Genomic DNA, 25,606 nt, shown 5'->3' on the forward strand with positions numbered 1-25,606 from the left:
CGAAAGCGGTAGATCAGTCGCCGTAGATATCGGACTTGAAATATTTCTCGGAAATCTTCTGATATTCGCCGCTGGCACGAATACCGTCGATGGCCGTATTCAACTCGCTGACCAGTTCGGTATTGCCCTTGCGCACCGCAATCCCCGCGCCCTCGCCCACGTACTTCGGATCCTTCAGTTCCGGCCCGACAAACGCGTAACCCTTGCCGCGCGGCATCGACAGGAAGTCGGTCAGCGGAATGGTGTCGGCAAAAATCGCATCGAGCCGCCCTGCTGCCAGGTCCATGTAGATTTCTTCGTTATTGCCATAGCGCTTGACGATGATGCCCTTGGGCTCGAACACCTCGGTGGCATAACGGTCGGTGGTGGTCGCGCGCTGCACACCGACGGTCTTGCCCTTGAGGCTGGCGTATTGGTCGTCGACCGTGGCGCCTTCCTTCATCACCAGCCGCGACGAAGTGAAGTAGTACTTGTGGGTGAAATCCACCGACTTCTTGCGGTCTTCGTTGATGGTCATCGACGACAGCGCCATGTCGATTTTCTTCACTTTCAGCGAAGGGATCAGGCCATCGAACTCACCCTCGACCCACACACAATTGACCTTCATCTGCGCGCACAGGGCGTTGCCGATGTCGTAGTCGAAACCGACGATCTCGCCCTTGTCGGTTTTCGAGGCGAACGGTGGATAAGCGGCCTCAATGCCGATGCGCAGGGTTTTCTCCGCAGCAAACGAATGGGTGCACGCCAACAGGCTCAGGGCCAGACCGGTGATGAGGGGGAGTTTCTTCATGTTCGTTCTCTCGCGGGTTGTTGTTGGTTTGGCAAGACAGAAGAAAAGAGCTGGAAAGGGGAATGCCTTTTTTGTACTTATAAATCCATATTGGACTCGCGCGTACAAATCGTCAATTAGCTGAAGAAAGGTATTTGGTGTTGCGGATGGCCTCATCGCTGGCAAGCCAGCTCCCACAGGGTTCAGTGGTGTACATGAATACGTGCATGACACAAAACACTGTGGGAGCTGGCTTGCCAGCGATGACTGACTAGAGGGCGATGCAGAAATTACTTCTTCCAGCGATCCGCCGCAGCATGATCGCTGTCACGCCCTTCGACCCAGCGCGGGCCGTCGCGGGTGTTCTCTTTTTTCCAGAACGGCGCGCGGGTTTTCAGGTAGTCCATGACAAAGGCGCAGGCGTCGAATGCCGCCTGGCGATGGGCGCTGGCCGCGCCGACAAACACAATCGGCTCGCCCGGCTCCAGCGCGCCGATGCGGTGCAGCACTTCCAGCTTCAGCAGCGGCCAGCGCTGCTCGGCCTCGACGGCAATCTTGGCCAACGCCTTTTCGGTCATGCCCGGATAGTGTTCGAGGAACATCCCGGCCACATCCAGCCCGTCATTGAAGTCGCGCACGTAGCCGACAAAACTCACCACCGCGCCAACGCCGACATTCGCCGCGTGCATCGCGTTGACTTCAGCGCCGGGATCGAACGCCGTGGACTGCACACGAATCGCCATCCGTCAGCCTCCGGTCACGGTGGGAAAAAACGCCACTTCGTCGCCGTCGCTCACCGGCTCGTTGAGCTGGCACAGGTCTTCGTTGCGCGCGCACATCAGGTTCTGCTCGCTCAAGACCTCCGCGCCATCGCGTTGCGCGAGCAGCGCACGGACATCGTCGACCGTGGCGAAATCGCCTTCGACCTTGACCGAGTCCACGCCCAACGCTTCACGATAACGCGCAAAGAATTTAACCGTCAGTTTCATGGTTGCTCCGCCTGAAAATGCCCGCTCTTGCCGCCGACCTTTTCCAGCAAACGCACGCTTTCGATGGTCATGCCCCGGTCCACGGCCTTGCACATATCGTAAATGGTCAGCGCGGCAACGCTGGCAGCGGTCAGTGCTTCCATCTCCACGCCGGTCTGCCCGGAGAGCTTGCAGCGGGCGACGATGCGTACGCTGTCTTCGCCTTCTGCACTGAGTTCGACCTTGACACCGGTGAGCATCAGCGGATGGCACAACGGGATCAGATCACTGGTTTTCTTCGCGGCCTGAATGCCGGCAATCCGAGCGACGGCAAACACGTCACCCTTGGGATGGCCGCCGCTGACGATCATCTGCAGGGTTTCGGGCAGCATGCGCACCAGCGCCTGGGCGGTCGCCTCACGGAATGTCACGGCTTTTTCGGTGACGTCGACCATGTTGGCGCGACCTTGGGAATCGAGATGAGTCAGCACGGGATTACTCCTGATCAGGAGCAGGGATTGTAAACCTGTGGGTCAAATTTCCGCACCACTGATTATGAATTCACCGTTGCACCCTGTGGGAGCGAGCTTGCTCGCGAAGGCGGTGCATCAGGCTACATCGATGGTGACTGACACACCGCATTCGCGAGCAAGCTCGCTCCCACATTGGGTTGTGTATCTATCCATAAAAAAAACGGGCGGCTGTCAGGCCGCCCGGTTTTGGGTGAAGGGTTACAGATGCGATTCGGCGTATTCGGCCAGAATCGAGCGTGGCACGCCCTGCAGGGTGATGTGCACCCCGTTGGGGAAATCCTTGAAGCGTTCGGTCAGGTAGGTCAGCCCGGAGCTGGTCGCGGACAGGTAAGGGGTGTCGATCTGTGCCAGGTTGCCCAGGCACACCACTTTGGAACCGGCGCCGGCCCGGGTGATGATGGTTTTCATCTGGTGCGGCGTAAGGTTCTGGCATTCGTCGATCAGGATCAGGCTCTGCTGGAAGCTGCGACCGCGAATGTAGTTGAGCGATTTGAACTGCAACGGCACTTTGCTGAGGATGTAATCGACGCTGCCATGGGTGTTTTCATCATCCATGTGCAAGGCTTCGAGGTTGTCGGTGATGGCGCCCAGCCAAGGCTCCATTTTTTCCGCTTCGGTGCCGGGCAGGAAGCCGATCTCCTGGTCCAGGCCCTGCACGCTGCGGGTCGCGATGATGCGGCGATAGCGCTTGCTGACCATGGTCTGCTCGATCGCCGCGGCCAGCGCCAGAATAGTTTTACCGGAACCGGCAGCACCCGACAGGTTGACCAGATGAATGTCCGGATCCAGCAGCGCGTAGAGCGCCAGACTCTGATAGATGTCCCGTGGTTTGAGGCCCCAGGCTTCCTGGTGCAGCAGCGGTTCCTGGTGCAGGTCGAGGATCAGCAGCTTGTCTTCCTGGATTTCCTTGATCCAGCCTACAAAGCCTTGTTCGTCAATGATGAACTCGTTGATGTGCACTGCGGGCAGGTTGTCGATCAGCTGCACCTGATGCCAGGTGCGGCCGTGATCCTGACGGGTATCGACCTTGCTCACGCGGTCCCAGAAGGAGCCGGTCATGTTGTGATAACCGTTGGGCAGCAGCGACACGTCGTCGACCAGTTGGTCGGTGCTGTAGTCCTCGGCATCGATGCCGCAGGCGCGTGCCTTAAGGCGCATGTTGATGTCTTTGGTGACCAGCACCACCGCCTTCTGCGGATCACGGGTGTGCAGGTCGATCAACTGGTTGATGATTTTGTTGTCGTTCAGGTGCTCGGGCAGAATCAGGTTCGACTCGGCCTGTTTGCTCATCAGAATTGACAGCAAGCCTTTCGGCCCGCCCTTGCCGCGCTGGATCGGCACGCCCAGCTCGACGTCCTCGGGGGAGGCATCGCCCAGGGTCTTGTCGATCAGGCGGATCGCCTGGCGGCATTCGGCAGCAACGCTGTGATGGCCGCTCTTGAGCTTGTCCAGCTCCTCAAGCACGGTCATCGGGATCGCGACGTGGTGTTCTTCGAAATTCAGCAGGGCATTTGGATCGTGAATCAATACGTTGGTATCGAGTACATAAAGGATTGGCTGGTTGGAAGAAGGGCTACGTCCGTGATCATCCATACTCGGTCACCTTTGTGGGAGCCATTCGACGCAATACCTGGGCGGTGCTGCGCCTCGAAGTGACTGCCGAATTCATCCACGAGGGCCTGGATGAACTGCACACAAAAGGAGTCTTGGAAGACGCCACCTGTGTTGCAGGTTTCGGCGGTCTGTCTTCGTAATACTCCAAAACCCATGACATAAAAAAGCACTTTGACGGTTTTTTTAAGTTTATTTTGCAGAGTGACGAAAAGCCCTTGGCGGACCGTCCAGACCCCGCTAAAGTCGGAAGTCCGCCTGCATCGAATCCTCTAGAAAAATCGCCCCAAGCCCAATGTTTCCGGGCTTTTTCCGTTTGTCAGCGAAACCCGTCCTGACAGTCTTCAAAGCCGATGCCACTTTGCGCAGTTTGCGTGATCAGCCACGGCAACGCGGTCTTCACCGCATCCTGTTTCATGTTGAAATTGATCACCCCGTGACGCCATAGCAGCATTAGGGTCAGCACTCGCTGCGCGCTCTGCGCACCCTTCAGCTTGCCGGCACCATCCTGGGCATCGATGTCCCACAGCGCCACTTGCAGGCCCTGATTGCGCAAGAAACTGCCAGCATCAGAGCGACGCTGCCCCTCCGGCGGACGGAACAGCGGCACGTAGTTTTCCGGCAACTTGTTCTTCACCAGGTCACTGCTGCGGCGCACCGAGTCCTGCCAGTCCTGCCAATAGCTGTGGGAACGGAACTCCCAACCCTGCACCCCGACACACTGTTTCGAGAACTCCGATTGCAGATTGCTCACCGAGCGATCCGCCAGTCGCGCCTGCACGTCCTTGCCCAACAGGAAGAACGTGCCGCTGAGATTGGCTTTGCGCAGGTAGTCGGCGATCCAGTCGGTGTTGTCCGGCTGCAGGTTTGCAGCGCTGTCGAAACTCAGCAGAAACAGCCGGTCATGCATCTCGTCGCCGCTGCGTTCATAGTCGCCGAAACGATCGATTTCACTGCTGGTCTGCGGCGACAGCGCGGCCTTGCGCATCAGCTCGTCCAGGTACTGCAGATGAAACAACCGGCTCGGTTCGGCCCATTTGGTGTAATAACTGTCGTCGCTGACCACGAACTTGGCGGCCTGCTCGCGCAGGGTCGGCAGGTCTTCGACGAGGAAGCAGAACGAGGCATCCTGATCGCAGCTCTGCTGGGCGAAGTTGTAGTTGGCCAACAGACGTTCCCAAAGCCGCTGACGCAGGTGGCTGATCGCGTCGACGTTGACCGTGCGCAGCCCAAGGCGCTGGGCCAGCGCGGCCTCGTCCAGCGCCTCGGTGCCTAGCAGGCCCCGGGCGAACATGAGGATTTCCGCGCGCGAGGCGACGTCGAACAGCGTCGGATTGCTGAGCTGCTCCGGCCAGGTGCTGCGATCCAGCGTCGCCACATCGCCCGGTGCCGCCATGGCCCCGCAGCTCAGCAGCCACGCCGTGAATAAAAGAACAATGCGCAAAGGGGTGTCTCCATAACCAAACCCGCGCGGCACTATAGCTGATGTGCAAGCTTCAAGGACGCTGCCCTCACCCCAGCCCTCTCCCGGAGGGAGAGGGAGCCGATCTTCATGTTTTCAAACCTGAGTTCGACTGGATATTTCAGGTCGATGTATGACTCTAGAACAACACGGTCAGCTCCCTCTCCCTCCGGGAGAGGGCTGGGGTGAGGGGAAAATCCACCAGCCGTCGCAAAAGCCCGAGCTTCCTGATACCTATTACCCTCATAGCTGGAGTCCACTCGGCCAACCCCCTAGAATCGCCCCCACGATTAAAGGAGACGACTTCATGCTGATGGTGATTTCCCCCGCCAAGACCCTCGATTACGAAACACCGCCGGCGACCCAGCGCTTTACCCAGCCGCAATACCTGGACCATTCCCAGGAGCTGATCCAGCAACTGCGCGAACTGAGCCCGGCGCAAATCAGCGCACTGATGCACGTGTCCGACAAGATCGGCGGGCTCAACGCCGCGCGTTTCGGCAGCTGGACGCCCGCCTTCACCCCGGAAAACGCCAAGCAGGCGCTGCTCGCGTTCAAGGGTGACGTGTACACCGGGCTAGACGCGCAATCGTTCAGCGAAGCCCAGTTCGACTATGCGCAAAAGCACCTGCGCATGCTCTCCGGGCTCTATGGTCTGCTGCGTCCGCTGGACCTGATGCAGCCGTATCGTCTGGAAATGGGCACCAAACTGGCCAACGCCCGTGGCAAGGATCTGTACGCGTTCTGGGGCACCCGCATCAGCGAATGGCTCAACGAAGCGCTCGTCGAGCAAGGCGACGATGTGCTGCTGAACCTGGCGTCCAACGAGTACTTTTCGGCGGTCAAACGCAGCGCCCTGAACGCCCGGATCATCAACACCGATTTCAAGGACCTGAAGAACGGTCAGTACAAGATCATCAGTTTCTACGCGAAAAAGGCCCGCGGCCTGATGAGCCGTTTCGTGATTCAGGAAAAAATCAACGATCCCGCCCTGCTCAAGCAGTTCGATGTGCAGGGTTATCGCTACAGCGCCGAACAATCGAAACCGGACAATCTGGTGTTTTTGCGCGATCACGCCCCGGAATAAAGCATGCCCATTGCACGACTCTTTCTATAAAGAGTCGTGCAGCTCGCACGACGTCAAAAATCCCCCGCCACATTTCGCCGTTTTATTGGCGCCATAAAATCGTCCCACCCAATTCTAATTTTAGTTTCACTCGACAGCCGCACTTTTTTTCAGTAGTGGCACGCAAATTTTTTTACGGTAGTGGCACAAAACTATCTAGCTCAATTACGCACCGATTAACAAAGGCCCAAATCGAAAGTGCTATCAAATTGAGACCAGTGCCATCTTTGGCAATATTTCAAAAAATTTCAGATTTCGCGATGAGCGGGTAGGAACTATGTCCAAATGCATAGCTCATACCACCGGTAACGATTCTCGCCGAGCTTGTACGAGATAACTTACGCAGAGCGGAGAACCATGTAACCAAGTTGTCACAGCAACTTGCCTAGATGGTTCACTCATCTGATCAACTAACGATGGATAGGTGATACGCACCATAAACATCCTCTACAAGGCCAAGGCTGCGCCCCTGTAATTGTGCTCGCCTGAGCACCCAACCGCTTGATCTACGGGCCTTTCGTCCGACATCAGGTGGACTGAACACATGCACAAGAGTCTTCCAGCAAGAAGATCCGCTGCATAACAGGGCAAGTCATAACAACCAGGCCTAGTTGCGCACATCTTGAGTGCACTTATTTAGACACTCGGAACTTAGTATGCCTGCACACGGCATTGTGGCGCCTGTTTGCCGCACTTTCGAGTGCACTATGACCGCTGAACACCATTAACTCCGGCCATCTAATGGCTTGATAAAACACAGAGGTATTTGCGATGCGCATCAGCATATTTGGTTTGGGTTACGTTGGCGCAGTATGTGCCGGTTGCCTGTCAGCACGGGGCCATGACGTGGTTGGCGTCGATGTTGCCAAAGACAAGATCGACATGATCAACGCCGGCAAGTCGCCGATTGTTGAGCCGGGTCTGGGCGAACTTCTGGCCCAGGGTATCGAGACCGGTCGTCTGCGCGGTACAACCAACTTCGCCGAGGCAATTCGTGACACCGACCTGTCGATGATCTGCGTCGGTACACCGAGCAAGAAGAACGGCGACCTGGAACTGAACTACATCGAGGCGGTGTGCCGCGAGATCGGTTTCGTGCTGCGTGAAAAATCCACCCGTCACACCATCGTGGTGCGCAGCACCGTGCTGCCGGGCACCGTCGCCAACGTGGTCATCCCGATCCTCGAAGACTGCTCGGGCAAGAAGGCCGGTGTCGATTTCGGCGTCGCGGTCAACCCGGAATTCCTGCGTGAATCCACCGCGATCAAGGACTACGACCTGCCACCGATGACCGTCATCGGCGAGTTCGACAAGGCCTCGGGCGACGTTCTGCAATCGCTGTACGAAGAACTCGACGCGCCGATCATCCGCAAGGACATCGCGGTCGCCGAGATGATCAAGTACACCTGCAACGTCTGGCACGCAACCAAGGTCACCTTCGCCAACGAGATCGGCAACATCGCCAAAGCGGTCGGCGTCGATGGTCGTGAAGTGATGGACGTGGTCTGCCAGGACAAGACGCTCAACCTGTCCCAGTACTACATGCGCCCGGGCTTCGCCTTCGGCGGTTCGTGCCTGCCCAAAGACGTACGCGCCCTGACCTACCGCGCCGGTTCGCTGGACGTCGAAGCTCCGCTGCTCAACTCGCTGATGCGCAGCAACGAATCACAAGTGCAGAACGCCTTCGACATCGTTGAAAGCCACGACAAACGCAAAGTCGCCCTGCTCGGCCTGAGCTTCAAGGCCGGCACCGACGACCTGCGCGAAAGTCCGCTGGTGGAACTGGCCGAAATGCTGATCGGCAAGGGCTATGACCTGAGCATCTACGACAGCAACGTCGAGTACGCCCGTGTTCACGGCGCGAACAAGGACTACATCGAGTCGAAGATCCCGCACGTGTCGTCCCTGCTCAACGCGGACTTCGATTCGGTGATCGACAACTCCGACGTGATCATCCTCGGCAACCGCGACGAGAAATTCCGCGCGCTGGCCCAGGAAGCACCGCAAGGCAAACAGGTCATCGACCTGGTCGGCTTCATGGCCAAAGCCACCAACCCAGGTACTCGCACTGAAGGTATCTGCTGGTAAACAGCCCTGTAGGAGCTGACGAGTGAAACGAGGCTGCGATCTTTACCCCGGCCACTTGAGTCTTGAGTGAACCCGCAAAGATCAAAAGATCGCAGCCTTCGGCAGCTCCTACATGTCCTTGCAAGTTTTTGTATGCCTGCCTTAACCCCATCGGGCCACCCGACAGGCTCGCCCGAGATAGAGACGGATGCAGATTATGCACAGGCTAAAGCACGGCCTACTTCAGGCCGCCGGTTGGCTGTTTTACCTCAGTTTGTTGATGGGTCTGGCCTTGATGCTGCCCACGTCCACATTCGACTCCGAGTCGAAGGACTTCATTTTCCTGATTGGCGCCGTGGGTATCTGGCGCTACTCGATGGGTGCAACGCACTTTGTGCGCGGCATGATTTTTCTCTACATCGTCTACCCGCACCTGCGCCGCAAAGTGCGCAAGCTGGGTAAAGCGGCGGACCCGTCGCATGTGTTTCTGATGGTCACCAGTTTCCGTATCGACGCGCTCACCACCGCGCAGGTCTACAGCTCGGTGATCCGCGAAGCCATCGACTGCGAACTGCCGACCACCGTAGTCTGCTCGATCGTCGAAATGTCCGATGAGCTGCTGGTCAAGGCGCTGTGGGCGCGGATGAATCCGCCAGACCGGGTGAAGCTCGACTTCGTGCGCATCCCCGGCACCGGCAAGCGTGATGGCCTGGCCTACGGTTTCCGCGCGATCTCCCGTCACCTGCCGGACGACCGCGCCGTGGTGGCCGTGATCGACGGTGACACCGTGCTCGGTGAAGGCACCGTGCGCAAGACCGTGCCGTGGTTCCAGCTGTTCGGCAATGTCGGCGGCCTGACCACCAACGAATTCTGCGAAGTGCGCGGCGGCTACATCATGAGCGAATGGCACAAGCTGCGTTTCGCCCAGCGTCACATCAACATGTGCTCGATGGCCCTGTCCAAGCGCGTGCTGACCATGACCGGGCGTATGTCGGTGTTCCGCGCCACCGTGGTGACCGACCCGGAATTCATCGCTGACGTCGAAAGCGACTCGCTGCAACACTGGCGCCTGGGCCGTTTCAAGTTCCTCACCGGTGACGACAAATCGAGCTGGTTCAGCCTGATGCGCCTGGGTTACGACACCTTTTACGTGCCGGACGCCGCGATCAACACCGTTGAACACCCGCCGGAAAAGAGCTTCATCAAGGCCAGCCGCAAACTGATGTTCCGCTGGTACGGCAACAACCTGCGCCAGAACTCGCGAGCGCTGGGCCTGGGTGTGAAACGCCTCGGCGCCTTCACTTCGGTGGTGCTGTTCGACCAGCGCGTATCGATGTGGACCTCGCTGCTGGGCCTGACCGTGGCGATCATCGCCAGCTTCAAGTACGGCGGCGCGTTCATCCTCGCCTACCTGCTGTGGATCGGCATCACGCGCCTGATTCTGACCTTGCTGCTGTCGTGCTCCGGTCACCGGATCGGCCCGGCCTATCCCGTGATTCTGTATTACAACCAGATCGTCGGTGCGCTGGTGAAGATCTACGTGTTCTTCCGCCTCGACCAGCAATCCTGGACGCGCCAACCCACTTCCCTGACCCGTGATCTCGCCAGCTTTCAACGTTGGTTCAACACCTGGTCGTCTCGGACCATGACCTTCTCCGCCGGCAGCATTTTCGTCGCCGTGCTGCTGATGATGGTCTGACCTGCCCCTATTGAATTAACAAGGAAATCGCCCCCATGAATACCGCCGTCAACGCCAACGTAGTGCATGAATCCGAAGCCCAGCGTCAGCACGCCCGAGTGAAAATCCCGGCCAAACTGCGCTTCTTCGGCCCGGACCGGACGCCGGTCGAGGCGCGGGTCCTGGACCTGTCCGCCGGTGGTCTGGCGTTCAACGCCGGACAACTGCCGCTCAAGACCGGCGACGTGTACAAGGCACGCCTGCAATTCGTGATCGACAATCTCGGCCTGGCCATGGACGTCGAACTGCAAGTGCGCTCCTACGACCGCCAGAGCGGCCGCGTCGGTTGCCAGTTCCAGAACCTCGAACCGCAAGACATCTCGACCCTGCGTCACCTGATCACGTCGCACCTGGCCGGCGACATCGTCAGCATGGGTGAAGTGCTGGCGACCCTGCAGCGTGACAACTTCACCAAGGCGCGCAAGGTCAAGGACGGCGGCAGCGGCATGACCCCGTTCGGGCGTCTGAAAGCGGTGACCTTCAGCGCCGGGGTATTCGCCATCGGCCTGGTGGCGTTCGGTTTCGTCTTCAAGTCGGTGTACGGCATGTACTTCGTCAGCCATGCGCAAGCCGGTCTGGTCAGCGTGCCGGGGATGAACATCACCATGCCGCGTGACGGCACCGTGCAGAGCCTGGTCAAGTCCGACGGCGTGGCCGCCAAAGGCGCCCCGCTGGCGACCTTCAGCACCAGCATGCTCGACGTGCTCAAGGGCCATCTGGACGAAGACCAGTTGCAACCGGCCAAGGTGGAAGAACTGTTCGGCAAACAAATGACCGGCACCCTGACCTCGCCGTGCGATTGCACCGTGGCCCAGCAACTGGTGGCTGACGGTCAGTACGCGAGCAAGGGTGATGTGATCTTCACTCTGGTGCCGCGCAACACCCAGGCCACCGTCGATGCACGCTTCTCCTATCGCCAGTTCGGCGACGTGCGTCCGGGTACGCCAGTGAGCTTCCAGATCGCCGGCGAAGACAAGAGCCGCACCGGCAAGATCGTCAGCAGCACCAGCCTGAAGAGCGCCGACCTGTCCTCCGACATCCGCGTGCAGATCCAGCCGGACGAACCGCTGGACAGCAGCTTCGCCGGCCGCCCGGTGGAAGTGAACAGCGACCGTGGTCCGAACCTGAACTGGCTGATCGACAAAGCCATGGCTGCCGGTCTTTAAGTCGAGGACATGCCTGTGACCATCATCAGTCTCCTGAGAACACCGCGATCCCTGTGGGAGCTGGCTTGCCAGCGATTGGATCACTGCGGTCTGTCTGACACACCGAGTCGCCTGAATCGCTGGCAAGCCAGCTCCCACAAAGGTCATATGGTGTGCTCGCTGGCTTTGGCAGTCAGTCTGGCCGGTTGCGCCGGCCTGCCCGACCAGCGTCTGGCCAACGAAGCGCTCAAGCGTGGCGACACCGCCACCGCCGCGCAGAACTACCGTGCGCTGGCGGATCTGGGTTACAGCGAGGCGCAGGTCGGTCTGGCCGATATCCAGGTCGACAGCCGCGACCCCGAGCAGATCAAACAGGCCGAGGCCACCTACCGCGCCGCCGCCGATGTTTCGCCACGGGCCCAGGCCCGTCTCGGTCGCCTGCTGGTGGCCAAACCGGGCTCCACCGAAGCCGAGCACCACGAAGCCGAAAGTCTGCTGAAAAAAGCCGCCGCCAATGGCGAAGGCAACACGCTGATCCCGCTGGCGATGCTGTACCTGCAATTCCCGCACAGCTTCCCGAACATCAACGCGCAGCAGCAGATCGATCAGTGGCGCAAATCCGGCTACCCGGAAGCGGGTCTGGCGCAGGTGCTGCTGTATCGCACCCAAGGCACTTACGACCAGCATCTGGATGACGTGGAAAAGATCTGCAAGGCCGCGCTCAACACCACCGACATCTGCTACGTCGAACTGGCCACGGTCTATCAGAAACGCGCCCAGCCGGAGCAACAGGCCGAGCTGATCAAGCAGATGCAGGCCGGTTACAGCCGTGGCACGGTCAGCGCGCAGCGCGTCGATTCGGTGGCCCGCGTGCTGGCCGATTCGACCCTCGGCAAAACCGACGAGAAGACCGCGCAGTCGCTGCTCGAACCGATCGCACCGGGCTACCCGGCATCGTGGGTGACCCTCGCGCAACTGCTTTACGACTTCCCGGAACTGGGCGACGTCGATCAGATGATGAAGTACCTGGACAACGGCCGCGCCGCCGACCAGCCGCGCGCCGAACTGTTGCTGGGCAAGCTCTACTACGAAGGCAAACTGGTGCCGGCCGACGCGAAAGTCGCCGAAGAACACTTCCAGAAAGCCGTCGGCCGCGAAGTCGCCGCCGACTATTACCTCGGCCAGATTTATCGCCGTGGTTACCTGGGCAAGGTCTATCCGCAGAAGGCTCTCGACCACCTGCTGACCGCTGCGCGCAATGGCCAGAACAGCGCCGATTTCGCCATCGCCCAACTGTTTTCCCAAGGCAAGGGCACCAAGCCCGATCCGCTCAACGCCTATGTATTCAGCCAATTGGCCAAGGCGCAGAACACCCCGCAAGCCGATGAACTGGCGACCACCCTCGCAGCGCAATTGCCGCCCGAGCGTCTGGCCGAAGCCCAGCGCCTGCTGCAACAGGAACAGGCCAGCCGTGGCGCCCTGAACCAGAACACGCTGCAACTGCACGCCCTGCAAGAAGAAGACGGCGAGGAATCCCTATGAAGTTGAATCCCTTTGTGAAGGCCGGCATTGGCCTCACGTTCGCGCTGATCTGGTCTTGCCCGACACTGGCCGCGATCACGGAAACCAAGAACTTCGGTCTGGAAGTGAAAATCACCGGCCAGTCCGAAGACGACCGCGACCTCGGCACCGCCAGCGGTGGCGACGTCAACGGTGTGGGCCTGGACCTGCGTCCATGGATCTACGGCGAAAGCGGCGCGTGGAGCGCCTACGCCATGGGTCAGGCCGTGACCTCGACCGACATCATCGAGACCGACACCCTGCAGCAGTCCGACGGTGAACAAACCACCGACAACAGTGATCGCAAAACCAAGAAAAACTACCTGGCGATGCGCGAGTTCTGGGTCGGCTACAGCGGCCTGACGCCGTACCCCGGCGAGATGCTCAAGTTCGGTCGCCAGCGTCTGCGCAATGACGACGGCCAATGGCGCGACACCAACATCGAAGCGCTGAACTGGACCTTCGACACCACCCTGTTGCGCGCCAATGTCGGTGTTGCCGAACGCTTCAGCGAATACCGCACTGACCTCAAAGAGCTGGCGCCGAAAGACAAGGATCGCCTGCACGCCTACGCCGATGCCGCCTACCAGTGGACACCGGGTAACTGGGTCGGCATTCGCGGTCATCACACCCACGACAACGGCAAGCTCGATTACGCCGAACCGGGCGTGCCCCGCGACACCCTCGACAAAACCCAGAACGGCGACATCAGCTGGCTCGGTCTGACCGCCGACAGCGACGCCTACAACTGGCGCAACACCAACACCGTCAACTACTGGGGCAGCATCACTGGCATGAGCGGCGACCTCGATTCGGTCAACCCGCTGAACGCCGATGGCAGCCGTCCGGCGCAAGCCAAGCGCAGTGATGACATCAACGGCTGGGCCACCGACCTTGGCGTGCGTCTGCGCCTCGATCCGCAATGGCAGGTCGGTGCGGCCTACGCCCGCGCCAGCGCCGATTACCAGCAGAACGGTCTGGAAAGCAACCGCTCCAACTACACCGGTACCCGCTCGCGCGTGCACCGTTTCGGCGAAGCGTTCCGTGGCGAAATGAACAACATGCAGACTGCGACCCTGTTCGGTTCGTGGATGCTCAACGACCAGTACGACGCCAGCCTGATCTACCACAAGTTCTGGCGCGTGGACGGCAACAAGCCGGTGGGCAGCAACGGCATCAACGCCGTGGAGAACAACACCGACGACGTCACCGGCGCGATCCTCTCCAGCACCTCGCTGCCGCTGCAGGATGGCAACAAGGACCTGGGTCAGGAAATGGACCTGGTGGTGACCAAGTACTTCAAGCAAGGCTTGCTGCCGGCGGCGTTGAGCCAGTCGATCGACGAACCGTCGGCGCTGGTGCGTTTCCGTGGCGGTGTGTTCAAGCCGGGTGATGCCTATGGCAGCCAGGTCGATTCGTACATGCACCGCGCGTTCATCGACGTGATCTGGCGCTTCTGATGCAAACCGCCAAGGGAGTGCCCGACATGCACCACGCAAGGAAAGGCTCGCTCAGCCTGTTGGCCGGCGCCATGCTGCTGGCCTCCGCTGGCGCGTTCGCCACGGTGGAACCGGCCGTGCCTCAACAGGGCAAGCCGGTGACCACCGCCAAAGAGCTGCAACAAGCCAAGACCTACACCGTCAGCAGCGCGCCGACCGAGGCGCTGGAACTGGCCAAGCCGAAACTGCCCGACCTGTCCGGCTTCACCGCCGAGGCTGCCGCTGCGAAGATCAACCGCAGCAAACCGGGCAAGATCAGCGTGCGCCGGATGATGCAGGAAGACGCCCTGAAGGACTTCATCGGCGGCGACAACAAGATGGCCGAATGGGTGGTGCGTCAGCACGGTATCCCGCAGGCGATCTTCGTCGACGACGGTTACCTGAACCTCAAGGATCTGGCGCAGAAGCTGCCCAAGCAGTACTTCAGCGAGACCTCGCCGGGCGTGTACCTGGCGAAGCTGCCGATCGTGGTGGGCCGTAAAGGCATCCTCGAAATCGACGGCCAGACCCAGGAATTGCGCCTGTCGCAAGAGGCTGGTTCGTTCCTGGTCAACGACGGTCAGCTGTTCGTGCGTGACACCAAAGTCACTGGCTGGCGCGAGAAGGACAACGGCCCGGCGACCTTCCGTTCGCCGAAGGAATTCCGTCCGTTCCTGCTGGCCTGGGGCGGCACCGAGACCTACATCGTCAACAGCAAGATGGCCAGTTTCGGTTACGCCAACAGTAAGTCGTACGGGGTGAGTATTTCCCAGTACACGCCGAACATGGCCAAGGTCCTCAAGCGTCCAGAGCCGACCGGCTGGATCGTCGGCTCCGAGTTCTCCGACATGTGGTACGGCTTCTACTGCTACGAGACCCGCGACTTCGTGGTCAAGGGCAACACCTACAAGGACAACATCGTCTACGGCATCGACCCGCACGACCGTTCCCACGGTCTGATCATTGCCGAGAACACCGTCCACGGTACGAAGAAGAAGCACGGCATCATCATTTCCCGTGAAGTGAACGACAGCTTCATCTTCAACAACAAGAGCTACGACAACCACCTCTCGGGCCTGGTGATCGACCGTAACAGCGTCAACAACATCATCGCCTACAACGAGATCTACAAGAACCACACGGACGGCATCACCCTCTACGAGTCCGCCGACAACCTGCTGTGGGGCAACAAGGTCATCAGCAACAAGCGCCACGGCATCCGCATTCGTAACAGCGTGAACATCCGCCTCTACGAAAACGTCGCCATGGCCAACGGGCTGACCGGCGTCTACGGCCACATCAAGGACCTGACCGACACCGACCGAGACATCAAGCTCGACCCGTTCGACGCCCAGGTCTCGCTGATCGTGGTTGGCGGTGAACTGGCGGCCAACGGCAGCGGCCCGATGGCCATCGACTCGCCGTTGAGCGTCGAGCTGTATCGCGTATCGATGCTGGCGCCGACCAAATCCAGCGGCATCAGCTTCAACGGCATCCTCGGTGAGCGCCAGGATGAAATTCTCGACCTGCTGGTACGCCAGCAGAAAGCCGTACTGATCGACCCTGTCGAACGCCAGACCGAACTGCGGGACTGAGGATAATTTTATGCACCCACACTTGATCAAATTACTCAGCCTGTCGGCCCTGACCGTGGGCATTCTGGCGGCCAGCAATGCTGCCCGCGCCGATGAAGCGGCGGGCGCCACCGCACCAAAATTCAGCGCCGAACCGTGCTGCAACCTGTGCCCGGCCGCGCACGACGCGAAGAACTACACCACGCGTTATCAGCAGAACTTCACCACCCTGGTGCAGGCGCAGGGCGACTGGCTGTTCCGTACCCAGGAAGATCTGCGCACCGAGTTCAACACCACCCCGGCCGGCTACAAACGCCTGCAACAGCTGCACGATGCGTTCAAGGCCAAAGGCGTCGAACTGGTGATCGTCTATCAGCCGACCCGTGGTTTGGTGAACCGCAACAAGCTCAACCCGCAGGAAAAAGCCGCGTTCGATTACGAGAAAGCGCTGGGCAACTACAAGACCATGCTCGGCCGTTTCGCCAAGATGGGTTACGTGGTACCGGACCTGTCGCCGCTGACCAACGAATCGCTGCCGGACACCCTGCCCGCCCACGATTTCTACTTCCGTGGCGACCAGCACTGGACGCCATACGGTGCTCAGCGCACAGCGAAAATCGTCGCCGAGAAGGTCAAGCAGATCCCGGCCTTCGCCGACATTCCCAAGCGTGAATTCGAGACCAAGCGCACCGGGCGCATGGGCAAGACCGGCACCCTGCACAACATGGCCGGGCAACTGTGCGGCACCAGTTACGCGATCCAGTACATGGACCAGTTCACCACCGAGCCAAAAGGCGAGGCCGGTGACGGCGACCTGTTCGGTGATTCCGGCAACCCGCAAATCACCCTCGTGGGCACCTCGCACAGCGGCAAGAACTACAACTTCGCCGGCTTCCTCGAAGAGGCAATCGGCGCCGACATCCTCAACGTCGCCTTCCCCGGCGGTGGTCTCGAAGGTTCGATGCTGCAGTACCTCGGTAGCGACGAATTCCAGAAGACCCCGCCGAAGATTCTGATCTGGGAATTCTCGCCGCTGTACCGTCTCGACCAGGAGACCATCTACCGCCAGATGATGTCGCTGCTCGACAACGGCTGCGAAGGCAAAGACGCGCAAATGTCCGCCAGCACCACGCTCAGGCCTGGCGGCAAACAGGAACTGCTGGTCAACAGCAAGAACCTGAACCTGCAGAACAGCAGCCATCAGGTCGACATCCGCTTCGCCGACACCTCGGTGAAAACCCTGCAAGCCACCCTCTGGTACATGAACGGTCGCCACGAGGACATCAAGATCGAGAAACCGGAAACCTCCGACACCGACGGTCGTTTCGCCTTTGAGCTGCGCACGGACGAAGACTGGGCCTCGCAAAATCTGCTGGCAGTCGAAGTCCAGGGCCCGGAAGCGGGTACTGCGCCGCAAAAAGTCGAAGCGAAAATCTGCAAACGCAACGTATTCCCGGGCGCTGGGCCACAAACCGCTCAGCTCGGGCAATGAGGTCTGCTATGCGAAATCGAACGATCAAACATTTGCTTGCACCATCCCTGCTGACCCTGGCGATGTTCGCCGGGGCCACTCAGGCCGCCGCGCCACTGCGCCCGCCGCAGGGCTACTTCGCCCCGGTGGATAAATTCAAGTCCGGCGACAAGAGCGAAGGCTGCGATGCGATGCCGGCGCCGTACACCGGACCGCTGCAATTTCGCAGCAAATACGAAGGCTCGGACAAGGCCCGCGCGACCCTGAACGTGCAGTCGGAAAAAGCCTTCCGCGACACCACCAAGGACATCACCACGCTGGAGCGCGGCACCGCCAAACGCGTCATGCAGTTCATGCGCGACGGTCGTCCGGAGCAGCTCGACTGCACGCTCAACTGGTTGACCGCGTGGGCCAAGGCCGATGCGTTGATGTCGAAAGACTTCAACCACACCGGCAAGTCGATGCGCAAATGGGCGCTGGGCAGCATGGCCTCGTCGTACATTCGCCTGAAGTTCTCCGACTCGCATCCGCTGGCCACGCATCAGCAAGAAGCGCAGCAGATCGAGGCGTGGTTCAGCAAGATGGCCGATCAGGTGGTCAGCGACTGGGACAACCTGCCGCTGGAAAAAACCAACAACCACTCGTACTGGGCCGCGTGGTCGGTGATGGCGACCTCGATCGCCACCAACCGTCGCGACCTGTTTGATTGGGCGGTCAAGGAATACAAGGTCGGGGTCAATCAAGTCGACGCCGACGGCTTCCTGCCCAACGAACTCAAGCGCCAGCAACGCGCCCTCGCCTATCACAACTACGCCCTGCCGCCACTGGCGATGATCGCCAGCTTCGCCCAGGTCAACGGTGTCGATCTGCGTCAGGAAAACAACAGCGCGCTCAAGCGTCTGGGTGACCGGGTGCTGGCCGGGGTGAAAGACCCGGATCAGTTCGAGAATAAGAACGGCAAAGAGCAGGACATGACCGACCTGAAAGAGGACATGAAATTCGCCTGGCTCGAACCGTTCTGCACCCTCTACACCTGCCCGGCGGATGTGATCGAGAAGAAGCACGGCATGCAACCGTTCAAGACCTTCCGCCTCGGCGGCGACCTGACCAAGGTCTACGACCCGTCCCACGAGAAGGGCAACAAGGGTTCATAAGGCAGGACACAAAACCCTGTGGGAGCTGGCTTGCCAGCGATTGCAATCCGACATTCAACACGGATGTCGACCGACCTGACGCTATCGCTGGCAAGCCAGCTCCCACACGGGTTGTGGTGAATCTGGATGCAATACATCCCCCGGAATTTTCATGGGGGGTTTGGGGGGGCTTTGGCCCTTGACTGTTGGTTCAAACATGGAGAGATCGGGATGGTATTTTCATCCAACGTGTTCCTGTTTCTGTTCTTGCCGATCTTTCTCGGCTTGTACTACCTGAGCGGGCAACGCTATCGCAACCTGTTGCTGCTGATCGCCAGCTACGTGTTCTACGCGTGGTGGCGGGTGGACTTCCTGGCGCTGTTCGCCGGCGTCACCCTGTGGAACTACTGGATCGGCCTGAAAGTCGGTGCCGCCGGCGTGCGCACCAAACCGGCGCAGCGCTGGCTGCTGCTCGGCGTCGCGGTCGACCTGTGCATCCTCGGCTACTTCAAATACGCCAATTTCGGCGTGGACAGCATCAACGCGATCATGACCTCGTTCGGTCTGGAGCCGTTCATCCTGACCCATGTGCTGCTGCCGATCGGTATCTCGTTCTATATCTTCGAGTCGATCAGCTACATCATCGACGTGTACCGCGGCGATACCCCGGCCACGCGCAACCTGATCGACTTCGCGGCGTTCGTGGCGATCTTCCCGCACCTGATTGCCGGCCCGGTTCTGCGTTTTCGCGACCTCGCCGACCAGTTCAACAACCGCACCCACACCCTCGACAAGTTCTCCGAAGGCTGCACGCGGTTCATGCAGGGTTTCATCAAGAAGGTGTTCATCGCCGACACCCTCGCGGTGGTCGCCGACCATTGCTTCGCCCTGCAAAACCCGACCACCGGGGATGCCTGGCTGGGCGCACTGGCGTACACCGCGCAGCTGTATTTCGACTTCTCCGGTTACAGCGACATGGCCATCGGTCTGGGCCTGATGATGGGTTTCCGCTTCATGGAAAACTTCAAGCAGCCGTACATCAGCCAGTCGATCACCGAGTTCTGGCGTCGCTGGCACATCAGCCTGTCGACCTGGCTGCGTGACTACCTGTACATCACCCTCGGCGGTAACCGCAAAGGCACGCTGATGACCTATCGCAACCTGTTCCTGACCATGCTGCTGGGTGGGCTGTGGCACGGCGCGAACATCACTTACATCGTCTGGGGCGCCTGGCACGGCATGTGGCTGGCGATCGAAAAAATGCTCGGCATCAACACCTCGCCGCGCAGCCTGAACCCGATCCGCTGGGTACTGACCTTCCTGCTGGTGGTGATGGGCTGGGTGATCTTCCGTGCCGAGAACCTGCACGTCGCCGGGCGCATGTACGGCGCGATGTTCAGCTTCAGCGACTGGTCGCTGTCGGAACTCAACCGCGCCAGCCTCACCGGTCTGCAAGTGGCAACCCTGGTGGTGGCGTACGCAACGCTGGCGTTCTTCGGCCTGCGTGATCTGTACACCAACCAGCCTCCAGTGAAGAGCAAACCTGAAGTCAACGTCGAGGCCAACGGCCCTGCCACCGCGACCCCGGGAATGATCAAGGCAGCCCCCGGCGAAAACCCGGCGAGCATCCACGAGCCTGGCTACACCGTCGGCGTCGAAGCCCAGGTGCAACCGGCGTACTGGACGGCGGACTGGTCGCGCTACGTGATGCGCGGGCTGATCCTGCTGCTGTTCATCGCCTCGATTCTCAAACTCTCGGCGCAAAGCTTCTCGCCGTTCCTTTACTTCCAGTTCTGAGGGATCTGACATGACCCGCTCATTACGCATCTTCTACATCGCGCTGTTTCTGCTGACCCTGCTGGTGCTCGGTCTGTGGTCGATGCGCAGCTTCTTCGGCTTCAACACCAATGCCGACGCGACGGTGCTCAACGGTCGCTGGACCAAAGCCGTGGAAACCCACTACGACGATCAGTTTCCGATCAAGCGACTGGGCACCAACCTCTGGGCGGCGCTGGATTTCAAACTGTTCAACGAAGGGCGTCCGGGCGTAGTGCTTGGTCGCGATCAGTGGCTGTACAGCGACGAGGAATTCAACCCGATCGTCAACGAAGAGCTGAACCTGCAAGGCAACTACGCGCTGGTTGAAGGCGTGCGTCAGACCCTGAAAGAGAAAGGCGTGAAACTGGTGATGGCGATCGTGCCGGCCAAGGTGCGCCTGTACCCGGAACACCTGGGTGAAGTGAAACCGGCGAGCATTCACGCCAACCTTTATCAGGACTTCCACGCCCGTGTCGCGGCGGACAAGATCCTCGCCCCGGACCTGCTCGGCCCGCTGCAACAGGCCAAGCAAAACGGTCAGCAAGTGTTCCTGCGCACCGACACCCACTGGACCCCGGAAGGCGCCGAGATTGCGGCCAACACCCTGGCCAAGACCATCGCCGACAAGTTCCCGCTCAGCGGCGAGCCGCAGCGCTTTGTCACCACGCCAGCGGAAAGGGTCACGCACAAGGGCGACCTGCGTCTGTTCCTGCCGCTGGATCCGCTGTTCGAAAACCTGATGCCGGCGCAAGAGCCGCTGCAAAAGCGCAACACCGTGGCCGCCGAGCAACCGGCCGGTGACGACGCGCTGTTCGCCAGCAACGAAGTCCCGGTCGCACTGATCGGCACCAGCTACAGCGCCAACCCCAACTGGAACTTCGTCGGGGCGCTGAAACAAGCGCTGCACAGCGACGTCGTGAATTACGCCGAGGACGGCCACGGCCCGATCCTGCCGATGCTCAGCTACCTGAAAAGCGATGACTTCAAGAACAGCCCGCCACAGGTGCTGATCTGGGAGTTTCCTGAACGATATCTGCCTGTGAACAACGAAATCGGCGACGCCGACCCGCAGTGGGTCGCAGAGCTCAAACAAGCCGGTGCTCGCCAACAAAACGTAGCCATCAACACTAAATCCGAGACGCCCGATCGGGCGCAAAACTGAAAGAGAGGTAACACCATGACTTTCACTACTACTCCTCGTCGTCTCGCCAAACGCTTCGCACTGGTTGCAGGCCTCAGCGTGCTTTCCGTCCAGGCTTTCGCCGCTGGCGACGCCGCGCTGTACGGCCCGACCGCACCGAAAGGCTCGACCTTCGTGCGGGTCTACAACGCCAGCAACGCCGAAGTCAGCGCCACCGTCGGCAGCACCAATCTGAGTGACGTAGCGCCACTGGCCAGCAGCGACTTCAGCTTCATGCCGGGCGGTGACTACAGCGCCAAAGTCGGCAGCCAGACCCTGCCGGTCAAACTGGCCGGTGACCACTACTACACCCTGGTCAACAACGCGTCCGGCGCGCCGCAACTGATCGAAGAACCGCCGTTCAAGAACAAGCAGAAATCCCTGGTGCGCGTGCAGAACCTCAGCGACAAGCCGCTGACCCTGAAGACCGCCGACGGCAAGACCGAGGTGGTGCCGAACGTGGCCGCCAAGGGCCGTGGCGAGCGTGAAATCAACCCGGTGAAAGTCAGCCTGGCGCTGTACGAAGGCGACAAGAAAGTCGGCGACGTGAAACCGGTCGCGCTGGAGCGTGGTGAAGCCGCGGTGCTGTACGTCACCGGCTCCGGCAGCAGCCTGTCGCCAGTCTGGGTAAAACGCCCGGTGTCGACGCGCTAACACATTTCATGAACTGACCCGGCCTCCTGTGGGAGCTGGCTTGCCAGCGATGCAGACACCTCGGTTCTGCAGATACACCGAGGTGATGCCATCGCTGGCAAGCCAGGCTCCCACAGGGACCGAGGCAAGAGTTCGGATACGCGACAACAACAAGAGTGAAACGACACAACGTTCGTGCCTCTAACCAATCGATTTTTATGGAGTAAACAACATGATTCCGGTGATCTTGTCAGGTGGTAGCGGTTCACGTCTTTGGCCGCTTTCGCGTAAGCAATTCCCTAAACAATTCCTGGCCCTGACCGGTGAACACACGCTGTTCCAGCAAACGCTGGAGCGCCTGGTGTTCGAAGGCATGGACACGCCGATCGTGGTCTGCAACAAGGATCACCGTTTCATCGTCAACGAACAGTTGGCCAACCGTAACCTTGAATGCCAGCGCATCCTCATGGAGCCGTTTGGCCGCAACACCGCGCCGGCCGTGGCGCTGACCGCGATGATGTTGGTCAACGAAGGCCGTGACGAACTGATGCTGGTGCTGCCGGCCGACCACGTGCTGGAAGACCAGAAAGCCCTGCAACGCGCATTGGCCCTGGCCACCGTCGCCGCCGAAAACGGTGAGATGGTGCTGTTCGGCGTGCCGGCGACCAAACCGGAAACCGGCTACGGCTACATCAAATCCACCGGCGACTCGCTGCTGCCCGAAGGCGTCAGCCGCGTCTCGCACTTCGTCGAGAAACCTGACGTCAAACGCGCCACCGAATACGTTGAATCCGGCGGCTACTACTGGAACAGCGGCATGTTCCTGTTCCGCGCCAGCCGCTTCCTCGAAGAGCTGAAAAAGCACGATCCGGACATCTACGACACCTGCCTGCTGACCCTCGAGCGCAGCCAGCAGGACGCCGACACCGTCACCCTGGACGAAGCCACTTTCGCCTGCTGCCCTGACAACTCCATCGACTACTCGGTGATGGAAAAAACCCAGCGCGCCTGCGTGGTGCCGCTGAGCGCCGGCTGGAGCGATGTCGGTTGCTGGTCGTCGCTGTGGGAAGTCAACGAGAAAGACGCCAACGGCAACGTCAGCAAGGGCGACGTGGTGATCCAGGACAGCAAGAACTGCATGATCCACGGCAACGGCAAACTGGTGTCGGTGATCGGCCTGGAAAACATCGTCGTGGTCGAAACCAAAGACGCGATGATGATCGCCCACAAGGACAAGGTTCAGGGCGTCAAGCAGATGGTCAACACCCTCAACGAGCAGGGCCGCAGCGAAACCCAGAACCACTGCGAGGTCTACCGTCCGTGGGGCTCGTATGACTCGGTGGACATGGGCGGCCGCTTCCAGGTCAAGCACATCTCGGTGAAGCCGGGCGCGTGCCTGTCGTTGCAGATGCACCACCACCGCGCCGAACACTGGATCGTGGTCAGCGGCACCGCCGAAGTGACCTGCGATGACAACGTGTTCCTGCTCTGCGAGAACCAGTCGACCTACATCCCGATCGCTTCGGTGCATCGCCTGCGCAACCCGGGCAAGATCCCGCTGGAAATCATCGAAGTGCAGTCGGGTTCGTACCTGGGTGAAGACGATATCGAACGATTCGAAGACATCTACGGTCGCTCCACCCCGATCGAACGCGGCGTGTCGGTGAAAACCATCGCGCAGTGATCTCCCGGCAATAAGAAGCCCCCGTCCAGCCCGCTGCGTCCCCTATCCGCAGTGGGTTGGGCGGGGGCTTTTTTTAGAAGCAAAAGATCGCAGCCTGCGGCAGCTCCTACAGGGAAAACGCGTTCCAACTGTAGGAGCTGCCGCAGGCTGCGATCTTTTGACTTTACCCTGCCCATCGCCAACCTCACCTACGCTTAGGTAGGATGACCCTCTCTCTACTCGAGGTTGTGCGACATGTTCATCGGCGTCTTGCTGGTCATTACCTGGCTGATCCTGTTGCTGCGCTATCCGGCCAAGGCTGTGCCGGTATCTGTCGCGGCTGCCATTGGTTTGGGATTGGTCGCGGTCTGGGTGGTGTGGCTGGACAACCGCGAGCTCAAGCAACTGGCGCGTCTGGAGATGCGCATTGTCTATGCGCCTGAACAATGCCCGGCGGATCGTCCGCTGCAACTGAAAATGAAAAACGGCAACGACGTGCCGCTGACCGAATTACGCTGGCGCATTGCAGCCTACGCGCCCGGCGACACGGTCAATCTGGCCGACAACCAATACACCGCCCCGCGCTATCGCGGCCCCGGCGAACTGCAGGCCGGTGGCGACTGGGAAGACTGCCTGCCGCTGCCTCCGCTGCGCCCCGGTTATCGCCCACAAACCCTGGAGTTTCGCGCCGAGCGTTTGCAGGGCAGTTTCTCCGACTGATCCTTCTCCCCAGCTTTTTTTGCACAAGGAATGCGCCATGCCCGTTGCGTTGATTACCGGTTGCTCCAGCGGCATTGGCCGCGCCCTCGCCGATGCATTCAAAGCCGCCGGCTACGAAGTCTGGGCCACTGCGCGCAAAACCGAAGATGTCGCGGCCCTCACCGCTGCCGGGTTCACCGCCATTGCGCTGGACGTCAATGACAACGTGGCGCTGGAACAGCTCGCCGAACGCCTCAACCAGCAACACGGCGGCCTCGATGTGCTGATCAACAACGCCGGTTATGGCGCGATGGGGCCGCTGCTCGACGGCGGCGTGCCGGCCATGCAGCGCCAGTTCGAAACCAACGTGTTCTCGATTGTCGGCGTGACTCGCGCACTGTTCCCGATGCTGCGCCGGGCCAAGGGCCTGGTGGTGAACATCGGCAGTGTCTCAGGCGTGCTGGTGACGCCGTTCGCTGGCGCCTACTGCGCCTCGAAAGCGGCGGTGCATGCGCTGAGCGATGCCTTACGCATGGAGCTGGCGCCGTTCGGCATTCGCGTGATGGAGGTCCAGCCCGGGGCGATTCAGTCGAGCTTCGCCAAGAACGCAGGGCATGAGGCCGAGCAGTTGATCAACGAGCAATCGCCGTGGTTTCCGTTGCGCGAGGGGATTCGCGCGCGGGCCAAAGCATCGCAGGACAAGCCGACGCCGGCCAGTGAGTTTGCGGCTGAGTTGCTCAAGGCTGTGCAACAAAGCACACCGCCACGACTGATCCGCCTGGGTAATGGTAGCCGGGCGTTGCCGTTGCTGGCGATGGTGTTGCCCAAGGGGTTGCTGGAGTCGACGTTGATGCGGCGGTTCGGGTTGCGCGCAAAGCTCTGAGACCGGGTTGACGCTTTCGCGAGCAGGCTCGCTCCCACAGGAGAATGCATTCCTAATGTGGGAGATTCTATGTTGCTCAGCAACCCTAGAATCTC

General features: G+C 60.2%; 21 protein-coding genes. 15 read left to right on the forward strand and 6 right to left on the reverse strand.

Annotated features, from left to right (window positions below; all coding sequences use genetic code 11):
• Positions 1 to 13: 13 nt before the first annotated feature.
• The 6 genes from B1722_RS09235 to B1722_RS09260 all read right to left on the reverse strand — a co-directional run bounded on the left by B1722_RS09235 (position 14) and on the right by B1722_RS09260 (position 5,277).
• Positions 14 to 790 carry an ABC transporter substrate-binding protein gene (locus tag B1722_RS09235; protein WP_086792217.1) on the reverse strand — a complete coding sequence of 259 codons (777 nt, stop codon included), beginning with the start codon at positions 788 to 790 and terminating at the stop codon, positions 14 to 16.
• A gap of 269 nt (positions 791 to 1,059) precedes the next feature.
• The gene (gene moaE / locus B1722_RS09240) at positions 1,060 to 1,512 is read right to left on the reverse strand and encodes a molybdopterin synthase catalytic subunit MoaE (protein WP_086792219.1); all 453 of its coding nucleotides are present in this window, start codon (positions 1,510 to 1,512) and stop codon (positions 1,060 to 1,062) included.
• Positions 1,513 to 1,515: 3 nt separating this feature from the next.
• Positions 1,516 to 1,758 (reverse strand): molybdopterin converting factor subunit 1, encoded by a 243-nt coding sequence (moaD, locus tag B1722_RS09245; protein ID WP_041064806.1) that lies wholly within the window; start codon positions 1,756 to 1,758, stop codon positions 1,516 to 1,518.
• The gene (moaC, locus tag B1722_RS09250) at positions 1,755 to 2,228 is read right to left on the reverse strand and encodes a cyclic pyranopterin monophosphate synthase MoaC (protein WP_008080206.1); all 474 of its coding nucleotides are present in this window, start codon (positions 2,226 to 2,228) and stop codon (positions 1,755 to 1,757) included. Before moaC ends, moaD begins: the two co-directional genes overlap by 4 nt.
• 240 nt (positions 2,229 to 2,468) lie before the next feature.
• Complete coding sequence (locus B1722_RS09255) at positions 2,469 to 3,863, reverse strand: PhoH family protein (protein WP_041064814.1); 1,395 nt, start codon at positions 3,861 to 3,863, stop codon at positions 2,469 to 2,471.
• A gap of 337 nt (positions 3,864 to 4,200) precedes the next feature.
• Positions 4,201 to 5,277: a polysaccharide deacetylase family protein gene (locus B1722_RS09260; protein WP_371260339.1), complete on the reverse strand. Its 1,077-nt coding sequence runs from the start codon at positions 5,275 to 5,277 to the stop codon at positions 4,201 to 4,203.
• A gap of 373 nt (positions 5,278 to 5,650) precedes the next feature.
• On the opposite strand from B1722_RS09260, the gene yaaA reads away from it, so the two are divergent.
• From yaaA to B1722_RS09335, 15 genes are all read left to right on the forward strand, one after another.
• Positions 5,651 to 6,430: a peroxide stress protein YaaA gene (yaaA, locus tag B1722_RS09265; RefSeq protein WP_086792221.1), complete on the forward strand. Its 780-nt coding sequence runs from the start codon at positions 5,651 to 5,653 to the stop codon at positions 6,428 to 6,430.
• 810 nt (positions 6,431 to 7,240) lie between these two features.
• The gene (locus B1722_RS09270) at positions 7,241 to 8,557 is read left to right on the forward strand and encodes a nucleotide sugar dehydrogenase (protein WP_041064820.1); all 1,317 of its coding nucleotides are present in this window, start codon (positions 7,241 to 7,243) and stop codon (positions 8,555 to 8,557) included.
• A gap of 196 nt (positions 8,558 to 8,753) precedes the next feature.
• Positions 8,754 to 10,235, forward strand: coding sequence for a glycosyltransferase family 2 protein (gene alg8 / locus B1722_RS09275; protein ID WP_217436834.1), 1,482 nt, complete (start codon positions 8,754 to 8,756; stop codon positions 10,233 to 10,235).
• 35 nt (positions 10,236 to 10,270) lie between these two features.
• A complete protein-coding gene (locus B1722_RS09280; RefSeq protein ID WP_086792223.1) occupies positions 10,271 to 11,440 on the forward strand; it encodes an alginate biosynthesis protein Alg44 in 1,170 nt (389 codons plus the stop codon).
• Positions 11,441 to 11,449: 9 nt separating this feature from the next.
• Complete coding sequence (gene algK, locus B1722_RS09285) at positions 11,450 to 12,961, forward strand: alginate biosynthesis TPR repeat lipoprotein AlgK (RefSeq protein WP_174377057.1); 1,512 nt, start codon at positions 11,450 to 11,452, stop codon at positions 12,959 to 12,961.
• Positions 12,958 to 14,439: an alginate export family protein gene (locus B1722_RS09290; RefSeq protein WP_086792226.1), complete on the forward strand. Its 1,482-nt coding sequence runs from the start codon at positions 12,958 to 12,960 to the stop codon at positions 14,437 to 14,439. The genes algK and B1722_RS09290 overlap by 4 nt, the downstream gene beginning before the upstream one ends.
• A gap of 26 nt (positions 14,440 to 14,465) precedes the next feature.
• Positions 14,466 to 16,052 carry a mannuronan 5-epimerase AlgG gene (gene algG / locus B1722_RS09295; RefSeq protein WP_041064886.1) on the forward strand — a complete coding sequence of 529 codons (1,587 nt, stop codon included), beginning with the start codon at positions 14,466 to 14,468 and terminating at the stop codon, positions 16,050 to 16,052.
• Between the two features lie 10 nt (positions 16,053 to 16,062).
• Positions 16,063 to 17,523: an alginate O-acetyltransferase gene (locus tag B1722_RS09300; RefSeq protein WP_086792228.1), complete on the forward strand. Its 1,461-nt coding sequence runs from the start codon at positions 16,063 to 16,065 to the stop codon at positions 17,521 to 17,523.
• Positions 17,524 to 17,531: 8 nt separating this feature from the next.
• Positions 17,532 to 18,656, forward strand: coding sequence for a mannuronate-specific alginate lyase (locus B1722_RS09305; RefSeq protein WP_086792230.1), 1,125 nt, complete (start codon positions 17,532 to 17,534; stop codon positions 18,654 to 18,656).
• A 210-nt stretch (positions 18,657 to 18,866) separates the two neighbouring features.
• Positions 18,867 to 20,432 carry an MBOAT family protein gene (locus B1722_RS09310; RefSeq protein WP_086792232.1) on the forward strand — a complete coding sequence of 522 codons (1,566 nt, stop codon included), beginning with the start codon at positions 18,867 to 18,869 and terminating at the stop codon, positions 20,430 to 20,432.
• 10 nt (positions 20,433 to 20,442) lie between these two features.
• Positions 20,443 to 21,615, forward strand: coding sequence for an alginate O-acetyltransferase (locus B1722_RS09315; protein WP_086792234.1), 1,173 nt, complete (start codon positions 20,443 to 20,445; stop codon positions 21,613 to 21,615).
• Between the two features lie 15 nt (positions 21,616 to 21,630).
• Positions 21,631 to 22,287, forward strand: a complete 657-nt coding sequence (locus tag B1722_RS09320; protein WP_086792236.1) for an alginate O-acetyltransferase AlgF — start codon at positions 21,631 to 21,633, stop codon at positions 22,285 to 22,287.
• A 211-nt stretch (positions 22,288 to 22,498) separates the two neighbouring features.
• Positions 22,499 to 23,950: a mannose-1-phosphate guanylyltransferase/mannose-6-phosphate isomerase gene (locus B1722_RS09325; RefSeq protein ID WP_003221833.1), complete on the forward strand. Its 1,452-nt coding sequence runs from the start codon at positions 22,499 to 22,501 to the stop codon at positions 23,948 to 23,950.
• A 234-nt stretch (positions 23,951 to 24,184) separates the two neighbouring features.
• A complete protein-coding gene (locus tag B1722_RS09330; RefSeq protein WP_041064846.1) occupies positions 24,185 to 24,649 on the forward strand; it encodes a hypothetical protein in 465 nt (154 codons plus the stop codon).
• A 37-nt stretch (positions 24,650 to 24,686) separates the two neighbouring features.
• Complete coding sequence (locus B1722_RS09335; protein ID WP_086792238.1) at positions 24,687 to 25,511, forward strand: SDR family oxidoreductase; 825 nt, start codon at positions 24,687 to 24,689, stop codon at positions 25,509 to 25,511.
• The last annotated feature ends 95 nt before the right edge of the window (positions 25,512 to 25,606 follow it).

The organism is Pseudomonas sp. SCPG-7, from assembly GCF_002156405.1.
GTDB lineage: Bacteria > Pseudomonadota > Gammaproteobacteria > Pseudomonadales > Pseudomonadaceae > Aquipseudomonas > Aquipseudomonas parakoreensis.

What these genes read in the sequence shown, in the direction of transcription:
- B1722_RS09235 (WP_086792217.1), bottom strand. Translation starts at nt 790, where the DNA reads ATGAAGAAACTCCCCCTCATCACCGGTCTGGCCCTGAGCCTGTTGGCG.
- moaE (WP_086792219.1), bottom strand. Translation starts at nt 1,512, where the DNA reads ATGGCGATTCGTGTGCAGTCCACGGCGTTCGATCCCGGCGCTGAAGTC.
- moaD (WP_041064806.1), bottom strand. Translation starts at nt 1,758, where the DNA reads ATGAAACTGACGGTTAAATTCTTTGCGCGTTATCGTGAAGCGTTGGGC.
- B1722_RS09255 (WP_041064814.1), bottom strand. Translation starts at nt 3,863, where the DNA reads ATGGATGATCACGGACGTAGCCCTTCTTCCAACCAGCCAATCCTTTAT.
- B1722_RS09260 (WP_371260339.1), bottom strand. Translation starts at nt 5,277, where the DNA reads ATGGCGGCACCGGGCGATGTGGCGACGCTGGATCGCAGCACCTGGCCG.
- yaaA (WP_086792221.1), top strand. Translation starts at nt 5,651, where the DNA reads ATGCTGATGGTGATTTCCCCCGCCAAGACCCTCGATTACGAAACACCG.
- B1722_RS09270 (WP_041064820.1), top strand. Translation starts at nt 7,241, where the DNA reads ATGCGCATCAGCATATTTGGTTTGGGTTACGTTGGCGCAGTATGTGCC.
- alg8 (WP_217436834.1), top strand. Translation starts at nt 8,754, where the DNA reads ATGCACAGGCTAAAGCACGGCCTACTTCAGGCCGCCGGTTGGCTGTTT.
- B1722_RS09280 (WP_086792223.1), top strand. Translation starts at nt 10,271, where the DNA reads ATGAATACCGCCGTCAACGCCAACGTAGTGCATGAATCCGAAGCCCAG.
- algK (WP_174377057.1), top strand. Translation starts at nt 11,450, where the DNA reads ATGCCTGTGACCATCATCAGTCTCCTGAGAACACCGCGATCCCTGTGG.
- B1722_RS09290 (WP_086792226.1), top strand. Translation starts at nt 12,958, where the DNA reads ATGAAGTTGAATCCCTTTGTGAAGGCCGGCATTGGCCTCACGTTCGCG.
- algG (WP_041064886.1), top strand. Translation starts at nt 14,466, where the DNA reads ATGCACCACGCAAGGAAAGGCTCGCTCAGCCTGTTGGCCGGCGCCATG.
- B1722_RS09300 (WP_086792228.1), top strand. Translation starts at nt 16,063, where the DNA reads ATGCACCCACACTTGATCAAATTACTCAGCCTGTCGGCCCTGACCGTG.
- B1722_RS09305 (WP_086792230.1), top strand. Translation starts at nt 17,532, where the DNA reads ATGCGAAATCGAACGATCAAACATTTGCTTGCACCATCCCTGCTGACC.
- B1722_RS09310 (WP_086792232.1), top strand. Translation starts at nt 18,867, where the DNA reads ATGGTATTTTCATCCAACGTGTTCCTGTTTCTGTTCTTGCCGATCTTT.
- B1722_RS09315 (WP_086792234.1), top strand. Translation starts at nt 20,443, where the DNA reads ATGACCCGCTCATTACGCATCTTCTACATCGCGCTGTTTCTGCTGACC.
- B1722_RS09320 (WP_086792236.1), top strand. Translation starts at nt 21,631, where the DNA reads ATGACTTTCACTACTACTCCTCGTCGTCTCGCCAAACGCTTCGCACTG.
- B1722_RS09325 (WP_003221833.1), top strand. Translation starts at nt 22,499, where the DNA reads ATGATTCCGGTGATCTTGTCAGGTGGTAGCGGTTCACGTCTTTGGCCG.
- B1722_RS09330 (WP_041064846.1), top strand. Translation starts at nt 24,185, where the DNA reads ATGTTCATCGGCGTCTTGCTGGTCATTACCTGGCTGATCCTGTTGCTG.
- B1722_RS09335 (WP_086792238.1), top strand. Translation starts at nt 24,687, where the DNA reads ATGCCCGTTGCGTTGATTACCGGTTGCTCCAGCGGCATTGGCCGCGCC.